Annotated in this window: 24 protein-coding genes; 12 read left to right on the top strand and 12 right to left on the bottom strand. The window is 70.4% G+C overall.

What is annotated here, in order from left to right:
- The first annotated feature begins 428 nt into the window (after positions 1–428).
- The 7 genes from ACE3T2_RS19885 to ACE3T2_RS19915 all read left to right on the top strand — a co-directional run bounded on the left by ACE3T2_RS19885 (position 429) and on the right by ACE3T2_RS19915 (position 5,201).
- Positions 429–1,016, top strand: a complete 588-nt coding sequence (locus ACE3T2_RS19885) for a hemerythrin domain-containing protein (protein WP_374660588.1) — start codon at positions 429–431, stop codon at positions 1,014–1,016.
- A gap of 432 nt (positions 1,017–1,448) precedes the next feature.
- Positions 1,449–1,580 carry a hypothetical protein gene (locus tag ACE3T2_RS19890; RefSeq protein WP_374660590.1) on the top strand — a complete coding sequence of 44 codons (132 nt, stop codon included), beginning with the start codon at positions 1,449–1,451 and terminating at the stop codon, positions 1,578–1,580.
- Between the two features lie 76 nt (positions 1,581–1,656).
- Positions 1,657–2,586, top strand: a complete 930-nt coding sequence (locus ACE3T2_RS19895) for an iron-containing redox enzyme family protein (RefSeq protein ID WP_374660592.1) — start codon at positions 1,657–1,659, stop codon at positions 2,584–2,586.
- A 185-nt stretch (positions 2,587–2,771) separates the two neighbouring features.
- Complete coding sequence (locus ACE3T2_RS19900) at positions 2,772–3,131, top strand: hypothetical protein (RefSeq protein WP_374660594.1); 360 nt, start codon at positions 2,772–2,774, stop codon at positions 3,129–3,131.
- A 627-nt stretch (positions 3,132–3,758) separates the two neighbouring features.
- The gene (locus tag ACE3T2_RS19905; protein ID WP_374660596.1) at positions 3,759–4,244 is read left to right on the top strand and encodes an Hsp20 family protein; all 486 of its coding nucleotides are present in this window, start codon (positions 3,759–3,761) and stop codon (positions 4,242–4,244) included.
- Positions 4,245–4,317: 73 nt separating this feature from the next.
- On the top strand, positions 4,318–4,821 hold the full coding sequence (locus ACE3T2_RS19910) for an Hsp20/alpha crystallin family protein (RefSeq protein ID WP_374660598.1): 504 nt from the start codon (positions 4,318–4,320) through the stop codon (positions 4,819–4,821).
- A 56-nt stretch (positions 4,822–4,877) separates the two neighbouring features.
- Complete coding sequence (locus ACE3T2_RS19915; RefSeq protein WP_374660600.1) at positions 4,878–5,201, top strand: hypothetical protein; 324 nt, start codon at positions 4,878–4,880, stop codon at positions 5,199–5,201.
- Positions 5,202–5,483: 282 nt separating this feature from the next.
- Here ACE3T2_RS19915 and ACE3T2_RS19920 read toward each other — a convergent pair whose 3' ends face one another.
- The 10 genes from ACE3T2_RS19920 to ACE3T2_RS19965 all read right to left on the bottom strand — a co-directional run bounded on the left by ACE3T2_RS19920 (position 5,484) and on the right by ACE3T2_RS19965 (position 15,996).
- Positions 5,484–5,963, bottom strand: a complete 480-nt coding sequence (locus ACE3T2_RS19920) for a nitrate reductase associated protein (protein WP_374660602.1) — start codon at positions 5,961–5,963, stop codon at positions 5,484–5,486.
- Positions 5,960–6,733 (bottom strand): uroporphyrinogen-III C-methyltransferase, encoded by a 774-nt coding sequence (gene cobA / locus ACE3T2_RS19925; protein ID WP_374660604.1) that lies wholly within the window; start codon positions 6,731–6,733, stop codon positions 5,960–5,962. The genes ACE3T2_RS19920 and cobA overlap by 4 nt, the downstream gene beginning before the upstream one ends.
- Complete coding sequence (locus ACE3T2_RS19930; RefSeq protein ID WP_374660606.1) at positions 6,723–9,365, bottom strand: molybdopterin-dependent oxidoreductase; 2,643 nt, start codon at positions 9,363–9,365, stop codon at positions 6,723–6,725. Before ACE3T2_RS19930 ends, cobA begins: the two co-directional genes overlap by 11 nt.
- 2 nt (positions 9,366–9,367) lie before the next feature.
- Positions 9,368–9,700: a nitrite reductase small subunit NirD gene (gene nirD / locus ACE3T2_RS19935; RefSeq protein WP_374660608.1), complete on the bottom strand. Its 333-nt coding sequence runs from the start codon at positions 9,698–9,700 to the stop codon at positions 9,368–9,370.
- Entirely contained in the window at positions 9,697–12,153 is a 2,457-nt protein-coding gene (nirB, locus tag ACE3T2_RS19940; protein ID WP_374660610.1) for a nitrite reductase large subunit NirB, read from the bottom strand. The genes nirD and nirB overlap by 4 nt, the downstream gene beginning before the upstream one ends.
- Before the next feature lie 13 nt (positions 12,154–12,166).
- Positions 12,167–13,375: a nitrate/nitrite transporter gene (locus tag ACE3T2_RS19945; RefSeq protein ID WP_374660656.1), complete on the bottom strand. Its 1,209-nt coding sequence runs from the start codon at positions 13,373–13,375 to the stop codon at positions 12,167–12,169.
- 222 nt (positions 13,376–13,597) lie between these two features.
- Entirely contained in the window at positions 13,598–14,554 is a 957-nt protein-coding gene (locus tag ACE3T2_RS19950) for an ABC transporter substrate-binding protein (RefSeq protein ID WP_374660612.1), read from the bottom strand.
- Positions 14,551–15,123 (bottom strand): ANTAR domain-containing response regulator, encoded by a 573-nt coding sequence (locus ACE3T2_RS19955; protein ID WP_374660614.1) that lies wholly within the window; start codon positions 15,121–15,123, stop codon positions 14,551–14,553. Before ACE3T2_RS19955 ends, ACE3T2_RS19950 begins: the two co-directional genes overlap by 4 nt.
- 247 nt (positions 15,124–15,370) lie before the next feature.
- Positions 15,371–15,757 carry a type II toxin-antitoxin system VapC family toxin gene (locus ACE3T2_RS19960; protein ID WP_374660616.1) on the bottom strand — a complete coding sequence of 129 codons (387 nt, stop codon included), beginning with the start codon at positions 15,755–15,757 and terminating at the stop codon, positions 15,371–15,373.
- Entirely contained in the window at positions 15,757–15,996 is a 240-nt protein-coding gene (locus ACE3T2_RS19965) for a type II toxin-antitoxin system Phd/YefM family antitoxin (protein WP_374660618.1), read from the bottom strand. Before ACE3T2_RS19965 ends, ACE3T2_RS19960 begins: the two co-directional genes overlap by 1 nt.
- Positions 15,997–16,673: 677 nt before the next feature.
- Here ACE3T2_RS19965 and ACE3T2_RS19970 point away from each other — a divergent pair.
- Positions 16,674–17,012, top strand: a complete 339-nt coding sequence (locus tag ACE3T2_RS19970; RefSeq protein WP_374660620.1) for a hypothetical protein — start codon at positions 16,674–16,676, stop codon at positions 17,010–17,012.
- Positions 17,013–17,086: 74 nt separating this feature from the next.
- On the top strand, positions 17,087–17,260 hold the full coding sequence (locus ACE3T2_RS19975; RefSeq protein ID WP_374660622.1) for a hypothetical protein: 174 nt from the start codon (positions 17,087–17,089) through the stop codon (positions 17,258–17,260).
- On the opposite strand, the gene ACE3T2_RS19980 is transcribed toward ACE3T2_RS19975, so the two are convergent.
- A complete protein-coding gene (locus ACE3T2_RS19980) occupies positions 17,239–17,568 on the bottom strand; it encodes a hypothetical protein (RefSeq protein WP_374660624.1) in 330 nt (109 codons plus the stop codon). The genes ACE3T2_RS19975 and ACE3T2_RS19980 overlap by 22 nt on opposite strands.
- Before the next feature lie 83 nt (positions 17,569–17,651).
- A complete protein-coding gene (locus ACE3T2_RS19985) occupies positions 17,652–17,915 on the bottom strand; it encodes a hypothetical protein (RefSeq protein WP_374660626.1) in 264 nt (87 codons plus the stop codon).
- A gap of 447 nt (positions 17,916–18,362) precedes the next feature.
- Between ACE3T2_RS19985 and ACE3T2_RS19990 the strand changes: the two genes are divergently transcribed.
- The 3 genes from ACE3T2_RS19990 (at position 18,363) to ACE3T2_RS20000 (ending at position 23,040) form a co-directional block, all read left to right on the top strand.
- On the top strand, positions 18,363–18,887 hold the full coding sequence (locus tag ACE3T2_RS19990) for an RNA polymerase sigma factor (protein WP_374660628.1): 525 nt from the start codon (positions 18,363–18,365) through the stop codon (positions 18,885–18,887).
- A 3-nt stretch (positions 18,888–18,890) separates the two neighbouring features.
- Positions 18,891–19,865: a FecR domain-containing protein gene (locus ACE3T2_RS19995; protein ID WP_374660630.1), complete on the top strand. Its 975-nt coding sequence runs from the start codon at positions 18,891–18,893 to the stop codon at positions 19,863–19,865.
- A gap of 118 nt (positions 19,866–19,983) precedes the next feature.
- Entirely contained in the window at positions 19,984–23,040 is a 3,057-nt protein-coding gene (locus ACE3T2_RS20000) for a TonB-dependent receptor domain-containing protein (protein ID WP_374660632.1), read from the top strand.
- Positions 23,041–23,050 lie beyond the last annotated feature (10 nt).

The raw sequence follows: 23,050 nt of genomic DNA on the forward strand, positions 1-23,050 counted from the left end.
ATTTGGGCTTCATCTTCGTTCCTTCGTCACTACGACGAAGCCCAAATCCTCCTTAAATCACAACCTCAAATCTGTGCCATTGGCGCTGACGGCGGACAGTGCGCAGGTCGGTCGAACTCGCCAGAGAGTTGGGGGTATCAAAGAAGCCAAAGGGGAATAGGGCCGGCATCAGATGCTCGCCCGGGCGATAGCCTCGACGATGTTCCACGCTTGGCCAGGCTCAGGGTGCCCGCCTCCTCGGGTGTCCGGGGACCGCCGTTGATGATCTGGCCGGCCCGGCTCAGGAAGGCCCCACGGCCTCGGGGCGCCGCGCTGATTGACGCCGCCGTTGGGAAGTCTTGGGCGAAACGGCTGTCATGGCATAACAAATGTTGAGATCGGAACATCGCCTTGCCGGGTCCGTTGGTTGGCATCAACGGGAGATCCACATGTCCATTGTCGACAAGGTGCTTGGGGCCATCACGCCGCCCGAATCCGAAGAACACCGCGCCGAAGCCACGGCGAGGGCGCGCGCCGCCGCGGAGGCGGGAGACTGGCTGTCCATGGCGCTCGACCATCACGGCCTGATCCGAAATGCCTTTGAAGCCTGCCGTACCGCGCCGGCCGCCTCACGCGTTCAAGCGATGAAGGCCCTGGCGCTGGTGCTCAACGGCCACGCGCTCGCCGAGGAGGTGGTGCTCTATCCGGCCCTGGCGAAGGCCGGCGAGAAGGGCCACGCCACGATGGCCTATACCGAGCAGACCACCGCCAAGATGCAAATGGCCGAGCTCGAGCGCATCGACCCGACCGACGAGGCCTGGCTCGATAGGCTGGAACACATTCGCGGAGCCGTCCTGCACCACATGTTCGAAGAAGAAGGGTCGTGGTTCCTCGAGCTGAAGGCGGACCATGAGAACCAGGCGTTCCTCACCCTTCGTTTCCGCGAAGAATACGAGCGCTATGTCGGCGGGAGCGGCGCTCCGCAGGAGCCGAAGTCCTTCGAGGGGCGGCAGGTTCCACCCGCAGCATTGCACTAGCCGCGCCTCGTTTCGCCTCCGGCAGCCTGGAGCCCCCCTTGCCCGCTCGCGACCAAGGCGCAGCCATGTCGAACCTGTTGCTCGCCTCCCTGTCGGACGCCGACGCGGCGCGCCTCGCGCCGCACCTGAGGCGCGTGACGCTTCAACGCGACATGATCGTGGCGCAAGAGGGCCAGGAAATCCCGGAGGCGATATTCCCCTGCGGCTGCCTGCTGTCGGCCATGACGGTGCTGTCCCGTAAGCGGGTGGAGACCTGCACCATCGCCGCGGACGGCGCGCTCGGCCTGCTGCAGGCGCTGGGCCTGCGCACGTCCGTGGAGCGCGTGATCGTCCAGGTCGGAGGCCCGGCGCTCGCCATTCCCCTGGTCGACCTGGCAAGCGCGGTTCGAGGTGCTCGGCTCCGGCGCCGTCTATGTCGTGGACGGTGCGGGCGTGTCTCACTCCAACGTCTCGGAAGCCGATCCGAAGAACGCGCTCTCTCTTCACGATGTGACGCTGCATGTCCTGGCCTGCGGCGACCTGTTCGATCTCGACCGGCGCCGCCCCGCCCCCCTCGCCCCATGACCCGGCTTGGGTCGGCGCTCCGACATAGGAACGCCCCGCCCCGCCGCACGCTTGCTCAGTATTCAGGGAGACCAACTTGCTTCTCGAATCTCAATTCGCCCGTCTGGGCGTAACCGCCGACTTCGCTGATGCGCAGACGCTGCATGAGGCCCTCGTACACTGGAATCATGACCGTCTGGCCCTCGGAAAGCCGACCGCTGACTGGTCGGCGAGACTGGCCATGGACAGCGCGATGCGTCGGGTCGAAGGCCGCTTCATCGAAGACTTCCGCCTGCTCGTCGCGCCCCTGGTCGCCGAAGCCCCGCGCAAGCCGCAGGCGTTCGTCGAGTGGTTCGAACAGCTGAAGCAGACCGGTCCTGGCCAGTGGGATCCGCTCTTCGACTGGCTCGGCGCCCAGGCCGACATGGACGAGATGAAGTGGTTCCTGACCCAGGAGGCGGCCGGCGAGGCGGGCTTCGAGGATCTGGTGGCCATGACACAGGTCAAGCTGCCCCAGAGGGCGAAGCTCGAGCTGGCCCGGAACTACTGGGACGAAATGGGCCGCGGCCATGCCGCCGGCATGCATGGTCCGATGCTCGAACGCACGGTCCTGGCGCTGGGGTTGAAACCCAGCATCGAGCGGACGCTCTGGCAGTCCCTGGCCCTGGCCAACACCATGACCGCCCTGGCGGCCAATCGCCGCTACGTCTACCAGTCGGTCGGAGCGCTGGGGGTGGTCGAACTGACGGCCCCCACGCGGGTGTCGCTGGTGGCCGACGGGCTGAAGCGCCTCAGCGCGCCGGCCGTGGCCCGCAAGTACTTCGCCCTGCATGCGCACCTCGACGTCGAACACTCCAAGGCCTGGAACGCCGAGGCGCTGATCCCGCTGGTGCAGGACGACCCCGAGTGCGCGCCGTTCATCGCCGAGGGCGCGATCATGCGGCTGCTTTGCGGCGAACAGTGCTTCAACGCCTACCGGGGTGTGCTCTGGGCCGCGCGCCTGCCCCACGCGCACGCTGCGGAATGAACGGGGTGCGCCGTTCAACGCGCGATGCTTGCGACGCAAGTTCGGCCGGCCGACCGTTTGCAGACCCAGATGAACGAGGCGGAACGTCACATTCAGCGGCGGGTCGCCTTCCCGGCGCATTGCCGCTCGCCCCTAGCGGCTGCTTCGATTCGCCGGCCGCTCTCCCCCGCACTGAGAGTTGTCCAGTGGTCCAACCGAACGAACTGATCGAAGACGGCCAGGAGGAGGTCTTCTCCAAGACGGCGGTGGAGCGCGGTGTCAACGCCGATCCGCTGGCCATGCCGATCGAGGACATTCGCGCGCACGAATTGATCGGAGCTCTGTCGATCCTGGCTGGACAGATCGACATCTCGGAGTACCTCAAAAGCAAAGAATCACCGCCCGCCGGCAGTCTCGCTTTCGTCAAGGCTCAGGACATGGTGGACCGTTTCGGCGTCAGCCATGCCGACATTTGCCAGGCGCTCGAAAACTGGGGCGGCGATCTGACCGCGGCGGCCAACGGCCTGGCGAGCGGGGGGTGGACCGGAAACAAGCCTGCCCCCTAAGACCGGGCCCCTTGGGCCAGCAGCACCCTGGCTATGGGCCAGGGACACCGTCCGCCCAAGGCCCTTGCCGCCGGCCGACGGATCGGCCGCGGGCCTTCGTGATAAGGCTATCCAGAAGGCCGATGCGGCTGAGGGCCGGATTCAGCCGGGCGCAAGCCGAGCCCGCCGCCCGATCCCTCGCCTAGGCCGGCGCAAACAGAGCCGCCTCTCGCGCCCCCTCGAAGATGAACTGCACGGCCAGGCCTGCAAGCAGCACGCCGGATCTCCGCCCGCCCCGCTATGATCACGGACCGTGCGGCCAGGCCGATGTATGCCCGAGGTCAAGACGGTGAAGACCACGGCGGCTTCGATCGGGCCGATGGTCACGAACATCGTGACCATCACAGACAGGGGGTTGGGCGGCAGGCTCATTCCGGATCCAGTATTCGCTCTGCGACGGCTCGCCTGCGGCCCGTCCGCGACCGAGTTCGGCGCCGTGAAAAAATCCGCAAGCAGGCGCCTTGACGCCGTTTTGGGCCTTCCTAATTTTTTCGCCGTCGAGCGCCGCAAGGGCTCGACGACAGTCAGGGGGCGCCCGCGCTTCCGGGCGCCTCTCAGGTCCAACTTGCTCGTTCTGAGGAGATGGAAATGAGAACGGCATATGACTTCTCCCCGCTCTACCGGTCGGTGATCGGCTTCGACCGCATGGCGGACCTCATCGACAGCGCGATGAGAAGCGAGGGAGACCGGGGCTATCCGCCCTACGACGTCGAAAAGACCAGCGACGACGGCTATCGCATCACCCTGGCCGCCGCCGGCTTCGCGGCCGACGAGCTCGAAATCACGGCGCAGCCAAACCTCCTGATCGTCGCCGGCCGCAAGGCCAAGGAGGAGGACGGCGCGCGCACCTACCTGCACCGCGGCATCGCGGCCCGCGACTTCGAGCGCCGGTTCGAACTGGCCGACTACGTGGTGGTCAAGGCCGCCAGCTACGACAACGGCGTGCTGGCGATCGACCTGGCCCGCGAGGTTCCCGAGGCACTGAGGCCGCGGCGCATCGAGATCGGCGGCTCGGAGGCGATCCCCAATGTGCGCCGCCTCCGCCAGGACGAGGCGGAAGACCGCGCTGCCTGACGCGCCGAACCCTCAACCTGAAGTCCGGGGCGCCCTCCAGGCGCTCCGGCGCATGTGACGAAAGGAGGATTGCGTGCGCGATCTTGTTCCCTGGACATGGACCGATAATCGGGACCGCTCGCTGCCGGCTACGCAGGACACCGCGGCCGGTCCGCTGCTGACCCTGCATCGGGAGATGAACCGGCTGTTCGACGACGTCTTCGGCGGCTTCGACACGCCGTCGCGCTGGAGCGGCCGGGCCGCCTGGCCCCAGATCGCGGTGCAGGACGCCGACAGCGAATACCGCGTGACCGCGGAGTCGCCGGGCCTTGAGGAAAAGGACGTCGAGGTGCTGTTCGAGGACGGCGTGCTGATCCTGCGCGGCGAAAAGCGAGCCGAGACCGAGGACCGCGGCCGCGCCTTCACCGAGCGTGTCTATGGCCCCTTCGAGCGCCGCCTGGCGCTCGGCGACATCGACGAGGATCGCGTCCAGGCCAAGTTCCGCAAGGGAGTGCTCGCCGTGCCCGCTCCCAAGTCCGCACAGAGCCAGTCGCGGGTGAAATGGATCCCCACCAACACGGGGGCGACCAGCCACTGACCGAGCCGACAGACCCCTTCGGGAGCCGTTGAAGAAAGGAGTTTACAGGAGAGACCATGATGCGGCTTGCAACGTCGGAACAGATCTTTGACGTGAAGGGCGCGCCGACGCCCTGCAGTCTCCGGACCGCCCTCGAACGCGGCGTTCGTCCTGCGGTCGGCTTTCAGAACCCCGACGACGTGGTGAAGGACCCTCATCTCACGGTGCTCGACAAGCGGGAGATTCTCTCGTCGTGGGCGTCCGACGCCTGCGCGGTTCAAGACGAGCCGCGTCTCAGATGGCTGCTCGGCACCGTCGAGCCGGTTCCACTCACCGAAGTGCTCGCAGCGCTGAAGCGGCTGGACGCCATGAGGGTGGGTCATGACCATGGCGCTCACTGAGGCGGGACGGCCGCGGCAGAGGATCGCCAATGCGCCGGCCTTTCGCCGAACGGCCGGGTCTGCCGCGAGCGGGGCCTCTCTAGCCCTGGAGCCAGCGTGTGCAACGGGAGGTTCGTTGAGCCCTACGCGCCCCTATGGCTCATCGACTGCGCGCGCCGACGCCATGTGCCATGCAGTGACGCCTACAACCTCGACAGCCCACGCCGGCCTCGGCGGCCTCCCCCTGGACCAGGGTGAACAATCTCCTTGGCAACGACACCTAGGCGGCATTCGGCTTCTCTGTTAGCCCCCTTGCTCCCGGCGCAACAACCCGAACTCCGCCATCGCGGGCAGGAAGTTGACGTTGTCGTGGTTGTCCCTGCTCAGCTTCACAAGAGCAAAGCGCTGCAGGTCGGAGAGCGCAGCCCACTGGTGCGGCTGGGGCGCAGACGCGCCGATCGAGCGCGCATATGCGGCGACCACGGGCGGCGTCTCGGCCGCCTCCTCCCAGATCGGCGCGGGCGGATCGGTCAACCCCCTGGCGGCTTCGCCCGTACGCGCGGCGACGAGGTGGACCAATTCGTCGCGATAGGCGGCGATCTCCTGGACTGTGCGACAGAGCGCTTCGAGCAGCCGGCGGCGGTCCTCGAGGGTGAAGCGGCTCCACTGGCGCAGGGTCAGCTTCACGCCGCTGCGGTCGAGCTTCAGCCGCACCGCCATCGGAATGCAGCGCAGGCTGGCGACGAAGTCGGCCTCGAAGGCGAAGAGCTGGGCGTCGTTCATGAGCGGGCCTCGACCGGGGTTGCGGGGACTTCGAGATCGGAGAAGGCCGCGGCGTGGGCCACGGCCTCGCCGACCACGACGACGACCGGCCCCTCGCAGCCCACGGCCGCCAGGGCCTGGCCGAGGTCGCCGAGACGACCGGGCATGGCGCGAGCGTCGGCGCGGCCGGCGTTCTCGACGGCCATGACCGGGGTGTCGGGGCTGCGGCCCTGCGCGACCAGCCGCGCGGCGAGCGCCGGCAACTGGTTGCGGCCCATGTAGAACGCCAGGGTCGCCTCGCGGTCGGCGGCCCAGCCGGTGTCGGTCAGTGTCCCGTCACGGGTCGTGGCGGTGGCGAAGACCAGGCGGCGCGCCTCGCCGCGATGGGTCAGGGGAAAGCCGAACTGGGCGGCCGCGGCGCTGGCGGCGGTGACGCCGGGCACGACCTCGGTGGCGACGCCGTGGGCGTTCAGGAAGGCCTGCTCCTCGCCCACCCGTCCGAACACCGACGGATCGCCGCCCTTCAGCCGCACCACGCGCAGGCCGCGGCGGGCCAGGCGCAACATCAGGCGGTTGATGGTCTCCTGCTTCATGCTGGCTCGCCCGGCGCGCTTGCCGGTCTGGATCTTCACGCAGGCGGCAGGCGCCAGGGCCACGACCTCGTCGCAGACCAGGGCGTCGTAGAGCAGCGCCTGCGCGTCCTCGATCGCACGGGCGGCGCGCAGGGTCAGCAGGTCGGCGGCGCCCGGGCCTGCGCCCACCAGCTTCACGGTTCCGGGGTCATGCGGCATCGGCGATCTCCGGTCGGGCGGCGAGCAGGCGGGCGATCTCCGGGCGGCAGGAGCCGCAATTGGTCCCGGCCCCGGTGGCTTCGGCGATGGCGTCGATCTCTCGCGCCCCGGCGGCGATGGCCTTGTCGATGACGGCGGCGCGCACGTTGCGGCAAGCGCAGACCAGCGGCGAGGCGTCGACCGGCCGGCCCGGCGCGCGACCGATCAGCAGGGCGGCGCGATCCTGACCGCTCAGGGCCGGCGCTGTGAACAGCTCGGCCAGCCAATCGCGCGGCGGCAAGGCCCCCGAGGTGGTGGCGAACAGCACGCGGTCGAGGCGCTCGCCCTCCATGAAGGCTTCGCGCAGCGAACCGGCCGAGGGGTCTTCGTAGCGCAGGGCGTCGCCCGGCGCGTTGCGCAGCAGGAGCTTGCGCAGCGCCTCGCGCTCGGCCGCGTCGCCGCGGCCGGCGAACTCATGGAGATAGCAGCCCTGCTGCGGAATGCGCCGCCAGACGAGATCCAGCCTGGCTGGCGTGGTCCAGGCTTCCCGCGCCAGGAAGAAGCCGCGCCAGGTCTCGCGATAGGGCCGCACGCGGGCCGGGGTGTGCTTGAACTCCGGCTGGCCCGAGCGCGGATCGATCCTGGCGGCGACCAGCCCGTTGGCGCGGCCGGACGGGGCGTAGGCGCCGGTCCAGTGCATGGGCATGAAGACGCTCCCGCGCCGCTGGCGGTCGGTGACGCGGGCCACGACCACGGCCTCGCCCAGCGGCGTCTGCACGCGGGTCAGCGCCCCCTCCGCCACGCCGACCGACGCGGCGTCGTCGGGATGGACCTCGACGAAGGGCTCGGGGGCGTGACGCCACAGGTCGGGGGCGAGACCCGTGCGGGTCAGGGTGTGCCACTGATCGCGGATGCGGCCGGTGTTGAGCGCCAACGGATAGGCCGGCGCCCGGGCCGGGCCGGCGGCCGGTGTCGGGTGCATTCGCGCCCGGCCGTCCGGCGTCTGGAACGCGCCATCCGTGAAGAGGCGCGCCGTACCCCCCGCTGCGGTCACCGGCCATTGGACCGGCCCCAGCGCGTCGTAGTCGGTCGGGCTCATGGCGACCAGGCCTGAGAGATCCAGCAGCCGCCCGTCGTTTTCATAGGCGGTCAGGCGCGCCCATTCGCGGAACACCTGGGCGTTCGAGCGCCAGGAGAAGGCGTCGCCGAAGCCCATGGCGGTCGCGACGTCGGCGATGATCTTCCAATCGGCCCGCGCCTCGCCCGGCGCTTCGAAGAGGGCGCGCTGGCGCGAGATGCGGCGCTCGGAATTGGTGACCGTGCCGTCCTTCTCGCCCCAGGCCAGGGCCGGCAGCTTCACATGGGCGAACGCCGTGGTGTCGGTCTGGTCCATGCAGTCGGAGACCACCACGAACGGACAGGCGGCCAGGGCCGCACGCACGCGGGCGGCGTCCGGCATGGAGACCGCCGGGTTGGTGGCCATGACCCAGAGGGCCTTGATCCTGCCCTCGCCAACCGCCTCGAACATGTCGACCGCCTTGAGGCCCGGCCGCTCGGCCACGCGGGGCGCGCCCCAGAACCGGCCGAGGCGGGCGCGCGAGGCCTCGTCGAAATCCATATGGGCGGCGAGCGTAGTGGCCATGCCGCCCGTCTCGCGTCCGCCCATGGCGTTGGGCTGGCCGGTGATCGAGAACGGGCAGGCGCCGGGCTTGCCGATCCGGCCGGTGGCCAAGTGGGCGTTGATGATCGCCAGCCCCTTGGCCACGCCCTGGGTCGACTGGTTCGAGCCCATGGAGAACAGGCTGACCGTTCGCGGCGTCTGCGCAAACAGGTCGTAGAAGCGCTGCAGGTCGGCGAGGGCCAGGCCGCAGTCGGCGGCGACGGCGGCGAGAGACTGATCGGCGGCCGCAAGCTGCGCCTCCACCTCGGCGAAGCCCGAGATGTGGGCGTCGATATAGGCGCGGTCGACCGCGCCACGACGAATGAGGTCGGCCAGCAGGCCGTTCCACAGGCGCACGTCCATCTGGGGCGCGATGGGCAGGTGCAGGTCGGCGACCTGCGCCGTGTCGGTGCGGCGCGGGTCGATGACCACGTGGCGCTGGCCGCGGCTGCGCGCCGCCTCCATGCGGCGGAACAGGACCGGATGAGTCCAGGCCGCGTTGTGGCCGGCGAAGACCACGAGGTCGGCGAGATCGAGGTCCTCGTAGCAGCCGGGAACCAGGTCGGCGCCGAAGGCCAGCTTGTGGGCGACCACCGCCGAGGCCATGCAGAGCCGCGAATTGGTGTCGATGTTGCCCGTGCCGATGAAGCCCTTCATCAGCTTGTTGGCCGCATAATAGTCCTCGGTCAGCAACTGGCCGGAGACGTAGAAGGCGACCGAGTCCGGGCCATGCCGGGCGATGGTCTCGGAGAAGCGGCGGGCGACCAGGGCGATCGCCTCCTCCCAGCTCGCGCGGCGCTCGCGGATGGCCGGGTGCAGCAGCCGGCCTTCCAGCCCGACCGTGGCGGCCAGTGCGCTTCCCTTGGAGCAGAGACGGCCGGCATTGGCCGGATGGGCCGGATCGCCGGCCAGGGTCAGGTCGCGCCCCGACGCCTGGCCGGCCACCCCGCAGCCGACCCCGCAATAGGGACAGGTGCTGCGCCGCGCGGCCATGGTCAGATCCGGCCCAGCAGGATGCGGCCGTCGCGGACCTCCAGCGGCACGACCGGCGTGCAGCCCTTGTCCGCGCCCATGGCCCGGCCGCTGGCCAGCTCGATGTTCCAGGCGTGCAGCGGGCAGGTCACCGCGTGGCCGTGAACGATGCCCTGGCTGAGCGGCCCGCCCTTGTGCGGGCAGGCGTCCTTGAGGGCGAAGACGCGCCCGTCGCCGGTGCGGAAGACCGCGACGTCGCCGGACGGGGTCGGCACGCGGCGGGCCCCGCGCAGGGGGATGTCGGTCACCGCCCCGACGTCGGTCCAGGCGATCGGGTCTTTGACGAGGGCGTTCATGCCGGGGCGAACTCCATGCGGCGGCTGAGCGGGTTGAATTCGTCGCCGTGGCGGCCGGCCACCCGCTCGGCCCAGGGATCGATGCGGAAGAACCGCTGGGAATAGGCGAAACGGTCGTAGAGGGCGCGGCGGCGCTCCGGGTCGGCGACCGCGGCCTTGATCGAGTCCAGGCCCACGCGGGCCATCCACTTGTAGATCCGCTCCAGGTACCAGCCCTCTTCGCGGTAGAGCTGGGTCACGGCGCAGATGGTCCAGATCGCCTCCTCCTCGGTGGCGACCTTGGTCAGCAGTTCCGTGCCCTGGATGTGCAGGCCCGCCGCGCCGCCGACATGGATCTCGTAGCCGCTGTCGACGCAGACCACGCCGATGTCCTTGCAGGTCGCCTCGGCGCAGTTGCGTGGGCAGCCCGAGACCGCCAGCTTGACCTTGGCCGGGGTCCACGAGCCCCACATGAACTTCTCCAGCCGCATGCCCAGGCCGGTGGAGTCCTGGGTCCCGAACCGGCACCAGTCCGAGCCGACGCAGGTCTTCACCGTGCGCAGGCCCTTGGCGTAGGCGTGGCCCGAGACCATGCCGGCGGCGTTGAGGTCGGCCCAGACGGCGGGCAGGTCGTCCTTCCTGACGCCCAGCAGGTCGATGCGCTGGCCGCCGGTGACCTTGACCGTGGGGATGGCGAACTTGTCGACCACGTCGGCGATGGCGCGCAGTTCGCCAGAGGTGGTCATGCCGCCCCACATCCGCGGCACGACCGAATAGGTCCCGTCCTTCTGGATGTTGGCGTGGACCCGTTCGTTGATGAACCGCGACTGCTTGTCGTCCTGGTAGTCGCCGGGCCAGGCGCAGAGCAGGTAGTAGTTCAGGGCCGGGCGGCAGGCGGCGCAGCCGTCTGGGGTGGACCACTCCAGCGCCTGCATGACCGCGGGCATGGACTTCAGCCCCTCGGCCACGATGCGCCTGCGGACGATCTCGTGGCCGTGGCCGGTGCAGGCGCAGACCGGCTTGGGGCCCGTCTGGGCCTTGAAGGCGTCGCCGAGGCTCGCCATCAGCAGCTTTTCGACCAGGGGCGTACAGGAACCGCACGATGCGGAGGCCTTGGTCACCGCCCGCACCGCGTCCAGGGTCGAGAGCCTCTGGCTTTCGATGGCGCCGGTGATCGCGCCCTTGCAGACGCCGTTGCAGCCGCAGATCTCGGCGTCGTCCGCCAGGGCCGCAACGGCCGCGCTAGGGTCCAGGCCTCGAAGGCCCTCCGTCGCGGCCTGACCGAAGATTAGGGTCTCGCGGATGTCGGCGACCTGGGCGGCCTGCCGCATCAGGTCGAAGTACCAGGCGCCGTCGGCGGCGTCGCCGAACAGCACCGCGCCGGCGACCTTGCCGTCCTCGATCACCACGCGCTTGTAGACGCCGCGGCCGGCGTCGCGGAACACGATGTCCTCGCACCCCTCGCCGCCCGCGAACTTGCCGGCCGAGAAGACGTCGACGCCGGAGACCTTGAGGCGGGTCGAAAGCACTGAGCCCTCATAGGCCTGCGCGCCGCCGGTCATGTCGGCGCCGAGCGCCTTGCACATCTCCCAGATCGGCGCGACCAGGCCGTAGCACTGGCCGCGGTGCTCGACGCACTCGCCGACCGCCGAGATGGCCGGGTCGGAGGTGCGCATGGCGTCGTCGACCACCACGCCGCGGCCGACCTCCAGGCCGGCGGCCCTGGCCAGGGCGGTGTTCGGCCGGATGCCGACCGCCATCACCAGCAGGTCGCACGGCAGGATGCGGCCGTCCTTCAGCTTCAGGCCGGCGACCCTGCCGCCCTCGCCCACGATCTCCTCGGAGACGGCGCCGAGCTCGGTCTCCACGCCCTTGCCGGCGAGCGCGCTGGCCAGCAGGAAGCCGGCCGAGGCGTCGAGCTGGCGCTCCATCAGCACGTCGACCAGGTGCACGACGCTGGCGGCCATGCCGCGGCGGACGAGGCCGTAGGCCGCCTCGATGCCGAGCAGGCCGCCGCCGATCACCACCGCCCGCGCGCCGGGCCGGGCGGCCGCGGCGATCATCGCCTCGACGTCGTCGAGGTCGCGGAAGGTGACGACGCCGTCGAGGTCCGCCCCCGGCAGCGGCAGGCGGATAGGGTCGGAGCCGGTCGCCAGGATCATCCGGTCGTAGGCCACCTCCAGCCCGCCCTCGGCGCGGACCAGGCGGGCCTGGCGGTCGATGGCCTGGACCGCGTGGCCGGCGTGCAGGGTGATCGCGTTGTCGCGGTACCAGGCCTCGTCGTTGATGACGATGTCGGCGAAGGCCTTCTCCCCGGCCAGGACCGGCGAGAGCATGATGCGGTCGTAGTTCACCCGCGGCTCGGCGCCGAAGATGGTGATGTCGTAGCGGCCGGGATCGCGCTTGAGGATCTCCTGCACCGCCCGGCAGCCGGCCATGCCGTTGCCGATGACGACGAGCTTTTCCTTGGTCATGGGCTGTCTCCGATCAGGACTGCGCGCCGGCCGGGGCGAGCCAGGTCCGCCGCCACTGGGCCTTGACCCCGGTCAGGCAGACCAGGGCGACGAGGGCCAGGCCCGCGAAGGCCAGCAGGCCCGCCTGGTAGGAGCCGGTCGCCTGCTTGGCCCAGCCGAGACTGGCGGCGAGGTAGAAGCCGCCGATTCCGCCGGTCATGCCGATCAGGCCCGTGACGACGCCGATCTCCTTGCCGAAGCGTTGGGGAGCGAGCTGGAAGACCGCGCCATTGCCGGCGCCCAGCGCCATCATGCTGAAGAGCAGCACGCCGAAGGCGATCCAGACGCTGGGGGCGTGGAAGCTGGCCAGGGCCAGGCCGAGCCCTGCCAGGACGTAGACCACGCTGAGGGTGCGCACCCCGCCGACGCGGTCGGCGATCGCCCCGCCCACCGGCCGCACGAACGAGCCCGCAAAGACGCAGGCGGCGGTGAAGAAGCCGGCGACCACCGGCGAGAGGCCGTACTCGGCGTTGAAATAGATGGTCAGCGAGGAGGACAGGCCGACGAAGCCGCCGAAGGTCACGCCGTAGAGCAGCATCAGCCACCAGGCGTCGGGCGTCTTCAGCACGTCGAGATATTCGGCCAGGGCCTTGGGCGGCGGGCGGTTCGGAGCATCCTTGGCGAACAGGACGAAGACCACGAAGGCGAGCGCCAGCGGCAGGCAGGCCAGGCCGATGACGTTGCTCCAGCCGTAGATCTGGGCCAGGCCCGGGGCGAACAGGGCCGCCAAGGCGGTCCCGGAATTGCCGGCCCCGGCGATGCCGAGGGCCAGGCCCTGATGCTCGGGCGGATACCAGCGCGAGGCCAGCGGCAGGGCGATGGCGAAGGAGGCGCCGGCGACGCCCAGCACGATGCCGAGCGCCAGGACCTGGTGATAGCTATCGATTCCGATCAGCCACGCGGCGGCCAGACCCGCGAGCACGACCAGCTGGGCGAGGAGGCCGGTCTTCTTCGGGCCGATGTGATCGACCAGCACCCCGGCGACCAGTCGCAGCAGCGCGCCCGCCAGCACGGGCACGGCGACCATCAGCCCCTTCTGGGCCGGATCGAGGTGGAAGTCCTTGGCGATCGCCACGCCCAACGGGCCGAGGATCACCCAGACCATGAAGCTGAGATCGAAATAGAGGAAGGACGACAGAAGGGTGGGCGTGTGGCCCGCCTTCAGGAACGAGCGGCTCAGCATGGATTTGGCCCCGTGCGGATGGAACGGAAGCGGCGGCGTCGCCGAGGGTTCGGTGAGGCTCTGCATCGAGCCGGTCCGAGAAGCCGCGAACGCCGTTGTCCTGGGCCTGACGAGAAGGGATCATCGGGCGGCGCGGCGCGTCACGCCCCGATGCAGGCCCGCCCGACCAGATTCTTGTTGCAGTGCAAAAACCAGGCGCCACAGCCGCGGCCTGACCGGTTTTCAGGCGTCGGCCAGGGCCGCGTCGTAGAGATCGGCCCGATAGATCGGCGTCTGAGGCGCGGCGTCGGCGGGGATCTGGCCCCAGCGGCGCATCTGGTCCAGCAGCCATTGGGCCTGGGCCGGATCGGGGCGGCCGTCGCTGAAAACCACGCTGCGCAGGCCGGCGGCGACGGCGTCGGGCGGCACGGCGAGGTATTGCGGCTCGGCCAGAAGGAAGGCGAGGCTGCGGCGGTTCTGCGGCGCCCGCGCCCAGGCCAGGGCGCGGACCAGGGCGCGGATCAGCGCCGCCAGGGTGCGCGGATTGCCCTGCGCCCAACCGGCGGCCAGGCCCAGCACCTTGTCGGGCGCCCCGGGGGCGATGTCGGCGGCGCGGGCGGCGACGATCCCGACGCCGGCGGCGACGGCGACGCTGTTCCACGGCTCGCCGGCGCAGAAGCCCTCGATCACCCCGCCGGCCAGCAGGTCGGCCATGCGCGGCGGCGGGGCGATGGTCAGGTTCACGTCGCGGTCGGGATCGACGCCGGCCCCGGCCATCCAGAGCCGCAGCAGGTAGTTGTGGACCGAGTAGGGGTAGACGACGCTGAAGGTCAGCGGGCTGGCGCCCATCTCGCGGCGCCGGGCCACGAGGCCGGCCAGGCCCGCCGCCCCCGCGCCGACATCGAGGCCGAGCCGCGCCGAGACCGTGATCGCGCTGGCGTCGGTGGCCAGGGTGAGCGGGGCGATCATCGGGCTCGGATCGCCGCCGGCGCCGAGCGTGCGGGCCATCACCATCGGCGCCAGCATGTGGGCGCCGTCGAGCGCGCCGAAGGCCACCTTGTCGCGGACCGTCGCCCAGGACGCCTCGCGCGACAGCTCCACCTCCAGCCCCTCGGCCGCGAAGAACCCCTTGGCCTGGGCGACGATCAGGCCGGCCGCGTCGACCAGCGGGACGAACCCCAGCGTCAGGCGCACGCTCACGATGCGTCTCCCTTGAGCACGCCGGCGAAGGCCAGCAGGTCGGCGGCGACCGCGCCGAGCGGGCGGCCGGTGTCCATCGAGAGCTTGCGCAGCATGCGGTAGGCGGCCTCCTCCTCGAGACCGCGCTCCTTCATCAACAGCGCCTTGGCCCGCTCGACGCTCTTGCGCAAGGCCAGGTCGGACTTGGCCTTGTCGAGATCCTTGCGCAGCTGGTGCATGAGCTGAAAGCGGCTCATGGCCACTTCGAGGACCGTCTTCACCCGGTTCGAGGCCAATCCATCGACCACATAGGCCGCCACCCCGGCGTTCACCGCCGCCTCGGCCAAGCCCGGCTCTGTGCGGTCGACAAACATCACTACGGGCCGCGGGTGGGGCTGGCTGGCGAGACTGTCGATCGTATCGCGGTCAGGACTGGCGGCGGCGACGACCACGACGTCCGGCGCAAAGGCTTGGGCCTCCGCCTCATCAAAAATGGTCGAATGTCGCGCCTCCAACGGGTCGACGCCGGCCAGACCTTCGAGCACGAGCGCGGCTCGGGCCGAGTCCGGATCGATGATGAGCACGCGCATGACTTGCGACTAGCCGTCCTCGCCGCCTGGGCGTCAGGGCGAACCGCGACGGATCGCCCTGGAACGCTCCCGCAGCCTAGATTTCAGGCAAGCACGCGAAAAATTTGAGCGCGTGGGCGCGTGACTTTCCGCGCCCTCCTTTTGAGGCAGCCCTGTCAGAACGGGCGAAACCATGGGGACCAGGTCGCGCCAGTTGGCGACGTCGTGCGCACAACAGCTCTGAGCGAGAAGGGACCCTGGCCAAGTTTCAAAGAGCTGAGCGTATCGGCCCAGGATAGGACAGGATGGCCTGGTCCGCTGTCAGAAGGGCCACGCCCTCGACCATAGCCTGGGCGATCAAGATCCGGTCGAACGGATCCTTGTGGATTTCAGGCAAGGACGACACCGCTGCGGCGTGGGATCCCGTTATGGCGACTTCCTCATAGCCGCTCTCGAGCAGTTCCCGGCGAAAGACCGAGGCGTCGAGATGGAACTCCGGTCGGCCCAGCCCCGACTTGATCGCGATTTCCCAGATGCTGGCCGCACTGAAGAAGACGTCGTTTTCGGGATCGTTGATAAGATCTGTCGCAGCCGGTGAGAGGCCCGCGCCCGCCGCCGCCCATAACAGCAGATGGGTGTCCAGCAGAAGCTTCATCAGCCGCCGAGGAACAGGTTGGAGATTTCGGCCTGACCCAGCTCATTGAAGTTGTCCGGAACCGAAATCTTCCCCTTCAAGAAACCGATGCGCGGCTTGGGCGTGTCGGCCTGCTCTATGGCGATCACCTTGACCAACGGCTTGCCCGCCTTGGCGATGATGAACGCCTCACCCCTGACCGCCTTTTCGACGAGCTTCGACAAATTCGTCTTGGCATCGTGAATATTGACGGTTTGCACAGCGCACCTCGAACTTAGTTCTACAGACTTAGTTTATTCGTGCGATATTTGCAAGAGATCGAGCAACGACGGAATCCCAGCTCGACCTCCGTGTGACGTCGCGCTCGACAGCGCCGTCCCTAGCGCCTCGCACGATTGCCGCGGGTCGATGCGGGCGGCGTTGGCGTCATCCCTATCGCCGCAAATAGTGCTCGGCGAGATCGTCCATCGACACCGCTACGCGCGCCGGACGTCGCCCGCCCCCCGGGTGATGGATGCAGGAGATCGCCTGCAGGTCCTGTCAGCCACTGTCATAAGCGCATCAAAGGCCGAAGGGGTAGACGTCCGGAGCGCCCTCCGCAGGGATGCCGTCCAAGGCGGGGCGGCGTCGGTTCGGGGTAGCTGCTGAAGCAGACGAGCAGATCATCATACGCCACGGCCTCGTCTCCCGCCTCGACAACGCTCCAACGCCAAGCCTCGACGGCAAGGCCCCCAATGGGCGATCACCCCACCATCTTGGAACGTCCGAGGCCTTGATGTGGGTCAATCCAACAGTCGCGGCGAGCGCCCCTCGGCTGCTCGCTCGCCGACCGCTCGTCGCAGCCGGGCCATGCCGCCGCCCCCGGCAGCCCCCCCGTTGCAGCTTGACTCGCGCGGCGATATATGAACAAAACAAGAACATTGAAGGAGCCACACTGATGCCCGCCACCGTTCCGCCCGGCGACGCCCAACCTGCGCTTCAGGGAGGCCCTCCGACCTACCCCGCCCTTCACGCGCTCGATCTGATGACGCGCAAGATGGTCGAGGAGACGGCGCTGGAGGAGATCGAAACGTTCCGCGCCTGGGGCGATCCGGCTGCGATCGAGCGTCTGGCCGAGGCGGGACGCCTTCAGGACTGGGGCGGCGACGAGGGCGTGGCGCTGGCCTGGCAGGTGTCCGACGTCCTGGACGAGATCGCCGCCAGGCTGAGGGCGGACCGGCGCCCAGCGCCGGCCTCGCCGCGCCAGGCGAGCGGTGCCGCGCCGCGGTGGCGCTAGGTCGGATCATCAGCCGCCGGACCGTCAGGCTGACCCGTATTCGTGCGCCCCACCCTTGCGGCAAGGGCCGGACGTTGTTCTTCACCTTCCCCGCGAACGGGCGCGGCCGCAGCGCGGCGGGGTTCCTGCACATCGAGCACTTCGATCTGCCGTTCGACGGCGACGCGGGCTGGTTCGAAATCGAAAAGGTGTCGGCCAAGCCCTGGCCCTATTGGCGCGCGGTTCGTCAGACCGACCCGCCGCCTTGATCGCCGGCCCGGTCCAACCCGCTCTGCGGCCAGGGCCGGCGGATCAGGCCATGGCGTGCGTTGCCCGCGCGTTCGGCCAGCACGTAGCTCAGGAAGCCCTGGGTGACGTCCTCGCCATCGCCCATGACCTTGATGGTGAATTCCGTCCCCTCGTAGGCGCCGGTCCGCGCGAACATCAGATAGCCCCACCAGCGGGCTTCGTACTCGGTGATCTTGTGTTCGGCATGCGCCGCCTGCAGATCCTCGATCAGGCCCGCCGGCATGTCGGCCATGATCGCGCGAATTTCCTCGCCGCTGTGCTGCTTCATGGACCGAGGTCATAGCGCCGCCGCGCGTCGATTCGCGAGCGTTCGGTCCCCCCGCTACGCGGCCGCAGGGAGCCTGATCGGTCTCAGCCGAGGTCGAGGCGGGTCTGAGGCCGGGGCCAGACCAGGATGGCGCAGCCTTCGAGCGTGCCGATCATCTGGCCGCTGAACAGGCCGCGAAGATCGGGCCGCACCGCCAGCGCCGTGTAGGGCGCATCGAGCTCCCAAGGCGCGTAGAGGGTCCTGAAGCCGCCCTCGCGCGTGCGGCGGGCCATGGCGCGCAGGCGAGCGCGGTCCTTATGGCTGAAGCCGAACCTCGCCAGCATCTCGCGATGAGCGCGGCGGTCCATATCGTCTCTCCGAGAAGCCAATGTGGTCGCGTCCCGCCCCCGCCGCAGGCCGCGGCGGGCCCATGAGCAGGCGCGGACGCATGATGAACATAACAAGAACAGAAACCACCAGACCCTAGAAGATGCGCCGGCGCAGCCGCCGCGCGTCCAGGTGGCGCCGGCCTCCCGGGCGGGGGCCGGCTCAGCTCGGCGAAGGCGCAGGCGCACGACGCCTGCGGCGCGACCTTGCCTTTACGGAAACCTCGGACATAGACTCCAGGTTGCGCTGCGGCTGCGGCGCCGAGGCGTGAGAACCTCGCTTGAGACCGACCCTTTCCGCGCCCCTTCTGTCCGGCGTGGCCGACGCGCATGTCCAGGTCGCTTGCGGCTAAAGGCGTCGGCGCATGCCTCAAGCATGTTCTCAACACCCGGACATCCGGGCCGGCCTCGCCATCAGGGAGCGAGGCCATGGCCCGACATTCGCCGCCGACGGAGAGCGCGCGCCCGCTTGGCCCCGCCGAGGACGCCGACCTCGCCGGCCTCTACCGGCGCTATGCCGGCTGGCTGCGGGCCCTGCTGCGGCGCCGCTACGGTCCGGAGACCGAGCATCTGGTGCAGGAGACATATATTCGCCTCGCCCCCTTTCACGCGGCCAACGAAATACGCCATCCTCAGGCCCTGCTCGCCCGGGTGGCCGACAACCTCGCGCGCAACGAGCTGCGCGCCGAAGCCTGTCGTCGCCGGCTCGCCGCCCGGCTCGAACAGGACGCCGCCCCCGTCGGAGACGCCCATGCGCCCGATCAGCTCGAAGCCCTGCTGTTCAAGCAGGTGGTGCTCGCCCTGCCGCCCCTCTTCCGGGATGTGATCGTGCTCAGCCGCTTCACAGGCCTGACCAACGCCCAGATCGCCGCGCGCCTGGGCGTGCCGGTCAAGACCGTCGAGTGGCGGCTGGCGCGGGCCCTGGCGCTCTGCGCCCAACGCCTGGCGGACTAGGCCATGACGCAGGACGATCGCCAGGCCCTCGCCCTCGACGCCGCCGCGGCGTGGTTCGCCAAGCTGCGCGCCCCGGTGGTCGACGCCGCCACCTTGCAGGCCTTCTACGCCTGGCGGGCCGACCCAGCCCACGATGCGGCCTATGGGCGGATCGAGGCGCTCTGGCGCCAGGGCGAGGGCCTGCAGGACGATCCGCAGATCCGCGCCGCCGTCCACGACGCGCTCGCCCGCGGCGAGGGGCTTGCGAGACCTCGCGGCGAGGTCGGCCGGCGCGCCGCGGTCGCTGCGGCGGCCGCCGCCGTCCTTCTCGCCGCCGCCGGCGGCGGGATCTGGCTGACGCGTCCGCCCAGCTACGAGACCGCGGTCGGCGAGCAGCGCCAGGTGGCGCTCGCCGACGGCTCGAAAGTGCTGCTCGACACCGACAGCCGCATCGTCGCGCGGCTGGACGCGGAGACGCGGCAGGTCGCGCTGACCCGCGGCCGGGCGATGTTCTTCGTCGCCCGCGATCCGGCCCGCCCCTTCGTGGTGCGCGCAGGGTCCGCGTCGATCGAGGCGACCGGCACCCAGTTCGACGTCGGGCGGCGCGCCGATCAGGTCCAGGTGGTGCTCGTCGAGGGCGCCGTCGAGGTTCGCGACCGCTCGGCGGGGGCCGCCTGGCGCCTGAAGCCCGGCGAACAGATCACGACCGGCGCCGATCACGCGCCGACCCGCACCGATGCGCGGGCCGCGGTCAGTTGGACGACGGGAGAATTGGTGTTTCACGACCGCCCGCTGGCCCAGGCGCTGGACGAAGCCAACCGTTACAGCCGCCGCAAGATCCGGCTGACCTCGCGGCGCGACATCGCCGCGGCCGAGGTCAACGGCGTCTTCCGCGCCGGCGACATCGACGCCCTGGCCGAGGCCGTCGCCCATCTCTATAAGCTCGACCTGACCCAGGGCCCGAACGGCGACCTGCTGCTGCGCGATCGCAGCGGGTGACCGCGCCGCAGAAAATAATCTTCCGCAGCCGTCAGGGTCGCCCGCCCCCTCGGGTGTCTATCCCTCACAACGTCTCGCCGGCGCTGCTCCGGACGAGACCCCAATCGTGAGGGAGTCCATGTTCCACAGTCCCGCGGCCGCGCCGCTCGCCGTTCTCGCCCTGCTCGCCGCCGCGCCCCAGACCGCGCACGCCGCCGAGGCGCCGGTCGCCTTCGACATCGCCGCCGGCCCGCTCGACAAGGCCCTGGAGCACTACTCGCGCCAGAGCGGCCGCCCCCTGCTCTACGCCGCCGGGACGGTGAAGGGCCTGCGCGCCCCGGCGCTGAAAGGCCGCCTCGATCCCGACGAGGCCCTCCGCCGGCTGATCGCCGGCAGCCAGCTGGTGGTGGACCGGACCGCGCGCGGCTCGATCGTGCTGCGCCCGGCCGGCGCGCCGCGCTCGGCGGCCGAGCTCCCGACGGCGCCGATCGCGCTGCAGGCCGGGCCCGACGCCGGGTCGGAGAGCGGCCAGGACGAGGGCGGGGAAGACGAAGCGGCCAGGACCGAGGGCGCCGCGGGCGAGATCGCCGAGGTGGTGGTCACCGGCAGCCACCTGCGCGGGGTGAAGGACGGCCCCTCGGCGGTGGTGGTGCTGGACGCCGGCGAGCTGGCGCGGCGGGGCTTTGCGACCCTCGACGAGAGCCTGGCCAGCCTGCCGCAGAATTTCGGCGGCGGCGGCACCCCGACCAGCCTGCTCGCCGGCGCCGACGGCCTGGGCACCAACAGCCTGGCGGCCAGCGGGGTCAATCTGCGCGGCCTGGGCAGCGACGCCACCCTCGTCCTGGTCAACGGCCGGCGCATGGCCGGGACCGGCTCCAAGGGCGACTTCGCGGACCTGTCGGCCATTCCGATGGTGGCGGTCGAGCGGGTCGAGGTGCTGCTCGACGGCGCCTCGGCCCTCTATGGGTCGGACGCGGTGGGCGGGGTGGTCAATATCCGCCTGCGCAAGGATTTCGACGGCGCCGAGACCCGCCTGCGCTACGGGATCGCCTCGGGCGGGGAAGCGCAGGAGACCCAGGCGTCCCAGGCCTTCGGCCGGACCTGGTCGAGCGGCCGGGCCCTGATCGCCTATGAGCGCTACCGCCGCGAGGCGCTGCCCGCGGCGGCGCGCGACTTCGCCGCCTCGGCGGACCTGCGGGCGTTCGGCGGCCAGGACCGGCGGATCCTCTATGGCGCGCCCGGCAACGTCGTGCGGCTGGACGCGGCCACCTCGACCTATGTCCCGATCTACGCCATTCGCCCCGGCGCCGCGGCGGCGGCCACGACCGCGGCCCAGTTCGCGGCTGGCGCGGTCAATCTCGAGAACCCGCGCCGCGACGTCGACCTGCTGCCGCAGGACCGGCGCGACAGCCTCTATGGCTATGTCGCCCAGTCGCTGACCCCGACCCTCGAGATCGAGGCCGACGTCCGCTACACGCGACGAGACTTTCGTTTTCGCAGCCTGCCGGCCACCGGCGTGCTGACCATCCGCCCCAACAACCCGCACTATGTGGCGCTGCCGGGCCTGGCCGCCCAGCAGATCGCCTACGGCTATGGCGCGGACCTCGGGCCGGTGATCAGCGCCGGCTACGCCGAGAGCCTCGGATCCAGTCTCGGCGCCACGGCCGAGCTGGCCGGCGACTGGCGCCTGGCGGCCTATGGCGCCTTCGCCCAGGAGGTCGGGACGCGGCGCTACAGCAACACGCTCAACACCCGTTTCCTGAACGAGGCGCTGGGCACGACCCCCGACGATCCGGCCACCGCCTACAGCCCCGCCCGCGACGGCTATTTCAATCCCTATGGCGCGGGCGCCGCCAACAGCCGCGCGGTGCTGGACTTCATCGGCTCGGGCTTCACGCAAACGACCAACCGCAGCCGGGTGGCGACGGTCTCGCTCCAGGCCGACGGGACGCTGTTCGCCGCCCCGGGCGGCCCGGCCCGGCTCGCCGTCGGCCTGCAATGGCGCAAGGAGACGTTCGACCAGAAGTCGCTGGCCTTCACCTCGACGCTCACGCCGCGCGCCGCCGGCAAGCCGCCGTCGCAGCGCGAGGTCGCCGCCGCCTTCGCCGAGCTGCGCCTCCCGCTGGTCGGCGAGGCGAACGCCCGGCCGCTGCTGCGGCGGCTGGAGCTGTCCCTGGCCGGTCGGGTGGAGCGCTACGACGACGTCGGCGCCGCGGCCGACCCGAAGCTTGGCCTGATCTGGAAGCCGACCGAGGATCTCAGCCTGCGGGCGAGCTATGGCGCGAGCTTCCGCGCCCCGACCCTGGTCGAGGTCACCGAGGCCGGCAGCATCGGGGCGAGCTTTCTGCAGCGCGGGACCGCCCGCACGCTCTCGGTGATCCGCTATGGCGGCAACCGCGACCTCGAGCCGGAGACCGCGACCTCCTGGTCGGCGGGGCTCGACTATGCGCCGAGCCGCTGGCCGGGCCTGCGCCTGGAGCTCAACTGGTTCGACACGCAGTTCAAGCAGCGGATCGGCCGCCCGGCGCTCGAACACGTCAACACCGCCCTCACCGACCCGGCCTTCGCGCCGTTCGTGCGGTTCGTCGATCCGACGTCGGCGGCCGATCTCGCCGAGGTCGCGGCCCTGATCGGCGATCCGAGCTTCGCCTTTCCGGGCGCCTTCCCGGCGCAGGCCTATGGCGCGATCATCGACGCCCGCTACGTCAACACCGCCGCCACCCACGTCAGCGGCCTCGACCTTAGCGGCGTCTACCGGTTCGACCGCGGCCAGGACCGTTTCACCGCCGCGCTCAGCGCCACCTGGATCACCGCCTTCGAGCAGACCCTGACGCCGGTCTCGGCGGCGGTGTCCACCCTCGACCGGGCCGGCGAGCCGGTCGACCTGCGGGCCCGCGCCAGTCTCGACTGGCGGCGCGGCGCCTGGGGCGCGGGCCTCACGCTCAACTATGTCGACGGCTATGACGACGGGGCCGGCGGCCGCGTCGCGCCCTGGACAAGCCTCGACCTGCAGGGCCGCTGGGTCTCCGCCGCCGGCGCCGGCCCGCTGAACGGGCTCAGCCTCAGTCTCAGCGTGCGCAATCTCTTCGACGCCGACCCGCCGTTCTACGACAGCCCGCAGGGGGTGGGGTTCGACGCCGCCAACGCCGGCCCGCTCGGCCGGGTGATCAGCCTGACTCTCGCCAAGGTCTGGTAGCAACCCCTCG

Origin of the sequence: Phenylobacterium sp., from assembly GCF_041919955.1 — a bacterium.
GTDB lineage: Bacteria > Pseudomonadota > Alphaproteobacteria > Caulobacterales > Caulobacteraceae > Phenylobacterium.

What these genes read in the sequence shown, in the direction of transcription:
- ACE3T2_RS19885 (WP_374660588.1), top strand. Translation starts at nt 429, where the DNA reads ATGTCCATTGTCGACAAGGTGCTTGGGGCCATCACGCCGCCCGAATCC.
- ACE3T2_RS19905 (WP_374660596.1), top strand. Translation starts at nt 3,759, where the DNA reads ATGAGAACGGCATATGACTTCTCCCCGCTCTACCGGTCGGTGATCGGC.
- ACE3T2_RS19915 (WP_374660600.1), top strand. Translation starts at nt 4,878, where the DNA reads ATGATGCGGCTTGCAACGTCGGAACAGATCTTTGACGTGAAGGGCGCG.
- ACE3T2_RS19920 (WP_374660602.1), bottom strand. Translation starts at nt 5,963, where the DNA reads ATGAACGACGCCCAGCTCTTCGCCTTCGAGGCCGACTTCGTCGCCAGC.
- cobA (WP_374660604.1), bottom strand. Translation starts at nt 6,733, where the DNA reads ATGCCGCATGACCCCGGAACCGTGAAGCTGGTGGGCGCAGGCCCGGGC.
- ACE3T2_RS19930 (WP_374660606.1), bottom strand. Translation starts at nt 9,365, where the DNA reads ATGGCCGCGCGGCGCAGCACCTGTCCCTATTGCGGGGTCGGCTGCGGG.
- nirD (WP_374660608.1), bottom strand. Translation starts at nt 9,700, where the DNA reads ATGAACGCCCTCGTCAAAGACCCGATCGCCTGGACCGACGTCGGGGCG.
- nirB (WP_374660610.1), bottom strand. Translation starts at nt 12,153, where the DNA reads ATGACCAAGGAAAAGCTCGTCGTCATCGGCAACGGCATGGCCGGCTGC.
- ACE3T2_RS19945 (WP_374660656.1), bottom strand. Translation starts at nt 13,375, where the DNA reads ATGCTGAGCCGCTCGTTCCTGAAGGCGGGCCACACGCCCACCCTTCTG.
- ACE3T2_RS19955 (WP_374660614.1), bottom strand. Translation starts at nt 15,123, where the DNA reads ATGCGCGTGCTCATCATCGATCCGGACTCGGCCCGAGCCGCGCTCGTG.
- ACE3T2_RS19960 (WP_374660616.1), bottom strand. Translation starts at nt 15,757, where the DNA reads ATGAAGCTTCTGCTGGACACCCATCTGCTGTTATGGGCGGCGGCGGGC.
- ACE3T2_RS19970 (WP_374660620.1), top strand. Translation starts at nt 16,674, where the DNA reads ATGCCCGCCACCGTTCCGCCCGGCGACGCCCAACCTGCGCTTCAGGGA.
- ACE3T2_RS19980 (WP_374660624.1), bottom strand. Translation starts at nt 17,568, where the DNA reads ATGAAGCAGCACAGCGGCGAGGAAATTCGCGCGATCATGGCCGACATG.
- ACE3T2_RS19985 (WP_374660626.1), bottom strand. Translation starts at nt 17,915, where the DNA reads ATGGACCGCCGCGCTCATCGCGAGATGCTGGCGAGGTTCGGCTTCAGC.
- ACE3T2_RS19990 (WP_374660628.1), top strand. Translation starts at nt 18,363, where the DNA reads ATGGCCCGACATTCGCCGCCGACGGAGAGCGCGCGCCCGCTTGGCCCC.
- ACE3T2_RS19995 (WP_374660630.1), top strand. Translation starts at nt 18,891, where the DNA reads ATGACGCAGGACGATCGCCAGGCCCTCGCCCTCGACGCCGCCGCGGCG.
- ACE3T2_RS20000 (WP_374660632.1), top strand. Translation starts at nt 19,984, where the DNA reads ATGTTCCACAGTCCCGCGGCCGCGCCGCTCGCCGTTCTCGCCCTGCTC.